The sequence below is a fragment of the Actinocrinis sp. genome, assembly GCF_035650855.1.
In the GTDB taxonomy this organism is placed as follows: domain Bacteria; phylum Actinomycetota; class Actinomycetes; order Streptomycetales; family Catenulisporaceae; genus Actinocrinis.
The window spans coordinates 1-4,626 of sequence record NZ_DASRGV010000045.1 but is presented as its reverse complement, the minus strand read 5'-3'; the positions used below and the strand labels follow the sequence as shown (position 1 = coordinate 4,626).

Sequence of the window (4,626 nt, the reverse complement as noted above, 5' to 3'; positions counted from 1 at the left end):
CGGTGCTGCTGCACCTGTCCAACGCCGCCGCGGTGCTCGCCCGATAACCGTCGTCGTCACGGCGGCAGAGGATCCGATCCTCTGCCGCCGTTTCGCGTAACCCGGCCCGGACCGGTGCACCGGTATCGGAGCGGATGCATTAGCGTGGACCCGACGTGAGCAGCGACGGCAGTGAACGGAAGGCGAGAGTCGTGGGCGTGCAGGTGGCGACCGAGCCGTTCCGGCTCGCGGTGACCGACCCGGCGCTCGAACAGCGCATTCGCGACGGACTCGGCGCGGTCGAGGAGCTGCTGCGGGCCTCCGCGCGCAGCGATCACCCGTTCATCGCGGAGACCGCGAGCCACCTGGTCAACGCGGGCGGCAAGCGGTTCCGTCCGCTGCTGACCCTGCTCGCGGCCGAGTTCGGCGACCGCACCGCGCCCGGTGTCGTCCCCGCGGCCGCAGTCGTCGAGCTGACCCACCTGGCCACGCTCTACCACGACGACGTGATGGACGAGGCCCCGCTGCGCCGCGGCGTGCCCACGGCCAACGCGCGCTGGGACAACTCGATCGCGATCCTCACCGGCGACTTCCTGTTCGCCCGCGCCTCGCAGATCCTGGCCGACCTCGGACCCGAGGCGGTGCGGCTTCAGGCGGAGACCTTCGAGCGTCTGGTGACCGGTCAGATCAACGAGTGCATCGGACCGAAGGACGGGCAGGCGGCGATTGACCACTATCTCAGTGTGCTGGTGGACAAGACCGGCTCGCTGATCGCCACCAGCGCCCGCTTCGGCGCGCTGCTGTCCGGCGCCCCGGCCCCGGTGGTCGAGACGCTCACCCGCTTCGGCGAGGTGTTCGGCGTCGCGTTCCAGCTCTCCGACGACGTGCTCGACATCGCCAGCGACTCGGACCAGTCCGGCAAGACCCCCGGCACCGACCTGCGCGAGGGCGTCCCGACCCTGCCGACGCTCTACGCCCTGGCGTCCACGGACACCGAGTCGGCCCGCCTGCGCGAGCTGCTGTCCGCGCCGATCACGGACGACGGCCTGGTCCTCGAGGTTCTCGCCGCGCTGCGCGCCCACCCCTCGATCGACCAGGCCCGCGACACCGTGGCCCGCTACGCCGACGAGGCCCGCGAACTGCTCGCCTCGCTGCCGGACAACTCGGCGAAGGACACGCTGCTCGCGCTCTGCGAGATCGTCAGCTCGCGCACGGTCTGAGGCCGAGCGGTCCGGCGCCGGCGGACCTGGCCGAGCGAGTCGTACGTCAGCAGCACCAGCGCCAGCCAGACGATCGCGAAGCCGATCCACTCCGTGCCCGGCACCGCCTCGTGCACGATGAACACCCCGCAGGACAGCTGCAGGATCGGGGTGAGGAACTGCAGCAGCCCGATCGTGGAGAGCGGCAGCCGGTTCGCGGCCGCGGCGAAGCACATCAGCGGGATCACGGTCACCAGGCCGCAGCAGGCCAGCAGCACCGTTACGGTCCAGTGCGCGTGCCCGAAGGTCGCCGTGCCGCGCGCCTGGAGGAAGGCGAGGTAGCCGAGGGCCGGCAGGAACTGGAAGGCGGTCTCCACCGCCATCGACTCGGCCGCCGGGACGCTCGCGAGCTTCTTGAACAGCCCGTAGCTGCCGAACGAGAACGCCAGGATGAGCGCGATCCACGGCACCTGGCCGTAGCCGACGACCAGCTCGACGATCGCGGCCGCGCCGACGCCGACGGCCGCCCACTGCACCGGCCGCAGCCGCTCGCGCAGGATCAGCACCCCGAACAGCACGGTGACCAGCGGGTTGATGAAGTAACCCAGTGAGGTCTCGACGACGTGGCCCTTGTTGACCGCCCAGATGTAGACGCCCCAGTTCACCGAGACCAGGATGGCGGCGCCGCACAGCAGAAAGACCTTGCCGGGGGTGTGGCGCAGCTGCTTGATCCAGGACCAGTTGCGCCGGACGCCGAGCAGCACCGCCATCACGATCAGCGACCAGGCCATCCGGTGCGCCAGGATCTCGGTCGCGCCGGCCGGCTTGAGCAGCGGCCAGTACAGCGGGAACAGGCCCCACATCCCGTACGCGGCCAGGCCGAAGATCAGACCTTTGCGGGATTCCTGGCCGCCGGCGGGATTGGTCATAGGCACTAGGGTACCGCGAGTATTACGGTCGGTTCGTCTCGTTAAGAGACCGTCCGGTACGTGACGGACCAGTGGGCGGGAGGGCGCTCTTCAGCGCGAAGCGCGTTAGCCGTAAGCGCAATCACAACCCGGCGAAGCGCGCCGACTGGCTGTCCAGTTGAGCGAGACAAGGACATCCCGCCGCCGGTGGCCGCTACTCCTCTTCCTCGTCGCCCTCGCCGCCGTCGCGCGGGAGCAGCACGTACGACGGGTTCGACATGGCCAGGTAGCCCTCCATCTCGCCGACCATGCCCTCCACCCGCATCCGCGCGCCGGGCTCGATGCCCGGAATGCTGCGGCGGCCGAGGAACACCAGCGTGATGCCGCCGGTCTCGTCGTACAGCTCCGCTTCGAGCGCGGGGGAGCCGGAGACCGGGCCCACGTACACCGAGCGGACGCGGCCCTCCAGCGTGGCCCGGTTGCGCCAGCGCACCGACTTGATCGGGATCGGCGTGCCGGTGTCGACGGCCTGCGGCGGGCACTCGGCGTCGAGCAGCAGCTTCTTGGTCGCCCGCGCCGGCCGCGGCCGCGCCGCGCCGAGCGCCCCGGACGCCATCGCGCCGTTCGACGCGCCGCCCGCGCTCCCGCCGCCGCGCCGGGCCTCGAGCTCCTCGATCGCCTCGGCCACGTCGAAGGGCACGATCATGGCCGCGACGTGCGGCAGCTTGGAGACCGCGCCCGCGATCGCGTCGGCGGTGCGGTCGTGCAGCAGCCGGCTGGTGGTGTGGAAGGAGCGGCGCGGCAGCAATATCGTCACCTCGGAGTCGAACTCCTCGGTGGTGCGCGCGGCCAGCTCCACCGACGCCCGGCGCAGCCGCCGGTCTGGCACCTCGATGATCTCCAGCGGGACGTCCGCGGCCACCGACGATTCCCAGGTCTTGCGCAGGATCTCGGCATGCTTCGAGTCGATCATGAAATGCACGGCGCGCAGCTCGACCGGGTGCAGCGAGCGGGCATATCGCAGCGCCTTGATCACCGCCAGGTCCACCGAGTCGACCAGCACCAGGACCGTGTTGCGGGTCAGCGTCGGCAGCGAGGCCGAGGCCGGGGCCTGGGCCAGCGCGGCGGCCTCGCGGCGGTAGCGCTCGTTCAGCTTGATCAGCGCGAACACGCCGATCGGGAAGATCACTACCACCATCCACGCGCCCTCGGTGAACTTGAAGATCGCGAAGATGACCACGACCGCGAACGAGGTCACCGCCGCGGCGCCGTTGATCAGCAGCTTGATCCCGCGGTTCTTCTCCTGCCGGGTGTAGTGGTACTTGAACAGCCCGGACGCGGCCATCACGAAGCCGGTGAACACGCCGATCGCGTACAGCGCCACCAGCTTGGTCAGGTTGCCCTGCATCCCGATGATCAACGCGAGCGAGAGCGCGGTGAGCACCAGGATGCCGTTGGAGTAGGCGAGCCGGTGGCCCCGGTGGGTGAACTGGCGGGGCAGGAACGAGTCGCCGGCCACGAAGGAGGTCAGGAACGGGAAGCCGCTGAACGAGGTGTTGCCGCCGGTGTAGAGGATCAGCGCGGTGGCGATCTGCACCACGGTCAGCATCACGTCGCCGAACGCGCCGTGCCCCCAGATCAGGCTGGTCAGCTGGGCCAGCACGGTCGGGTTGCCGTTCGCGTACGGCATGCTCTGCGAACGCCAGGCCAGGATCGAGATGCCCAGCACCAGCGAGCCCAGGATGGTGGCCATGATCGACATGGTGATCCGGGCGTTCTTGCCGGCCGGCTTGCGGAAGACCGAGACGCCGTTGGAGATGGCCTCGAGCCCGGTCAGCGAGGAGCCGCCGTTGGCGAAGCCGCGCAGCATCGCCGAGATCGCGGCGAAGCTGAACACCCACTGGGTCTGCGTGCCGAGCTGGAGCACGCCGCCGAAGTGCGTGTCGTGCAGGTTGTTCGCCTGGTGCAGGTTGCCGGTGGCCAGCTCGACGAACCCGGCGAGAACGGTCAGGCCCACCAGCGCGATGTACACGTACGCGGGGGCCGCGAACGCCCGGCCGGCTTCACGCACGCCGCGCAGATTGCCGTAGGCGAGCAGCAGCACCACGGCGATGGAGATGTAGATCTTCCAGCCGTTGATGTCGACGCCGTGGCTGATCGACAGGTACGAGGCGATGGCGTCGGTGCCGGCCGAGATCTGCACCGCCACTGTGACGATGTAGTCGATGAGCAGGGCGACTGCGGCGATCTGGGCGATCCGCGGGCCGAAGTTCTCGCGCGCGACGACGTAGGAGCCGCCCGCCTTGGTGTAGTGGGTGACGACGTCCCGGTAGCAGAGCGTCAGCAGCACCAGCATGCCGAGGATCACGCCGGTGATCGGCATGACCAGCATGAAGCCCAGGACGCCGAAGTACGGGACGAGCTGGGTGAGCATCTGCTCGGAGCCATACGCCGAGGAGGAGATGCAGTCGATCGCCATGATGCCGAGGGCGACCGGGTTCGACAGCTTCTCCTTGTGCAGCTGGTCGTTGACCAGCGGC

Annotated in this window: 3 protein-coding genes; 1 reads left to right on the top strand and 2 read right to left on the bottom strand. The window is 69.6% G+C overall.

The annotated features are described in order from the left end of the window. The first annotated feature begins 197 nt into the window (after window positions 1-197). Complete coding sequence (locus VFB40_RS03645; RefSeq protein ID WP_349261330.1) at window positions 198-1,199, top strand: polyprenyl synthetase family protein; 1,002 nt, start codon at window positions 198-200, stop codon at window positions 1,197-1,199. Here VFB40_RS03645 and rarD read toward each other — a convergent pair. Both rarD and VFB40_RS03635 read right to left on the bottom strand, forming a co-directional pair. Then, entirely contained in the window at window positions 1,097-2,107 is a 1,011-nt protein-coding gene (gene rarD / locus VFB40_RS03640) for an EamA family transporter RarD (protein WP_324847828.1), read from the bottom strand. The two genes, VFB40_RS03645 and rarD, sit on opposite strands and share 103 nt — an antisense overlap. Window positions 2,108-2,300: 193 nt before the next feature. Continuing rightward, window positions 2,301-4,626: amino acid permease (locus tag VFB40_RS03635; RefSeq protein ID WP_324847827.1), on the bottom strand; the 2,326-nt coding region annotated here is incomplete at its 5' end.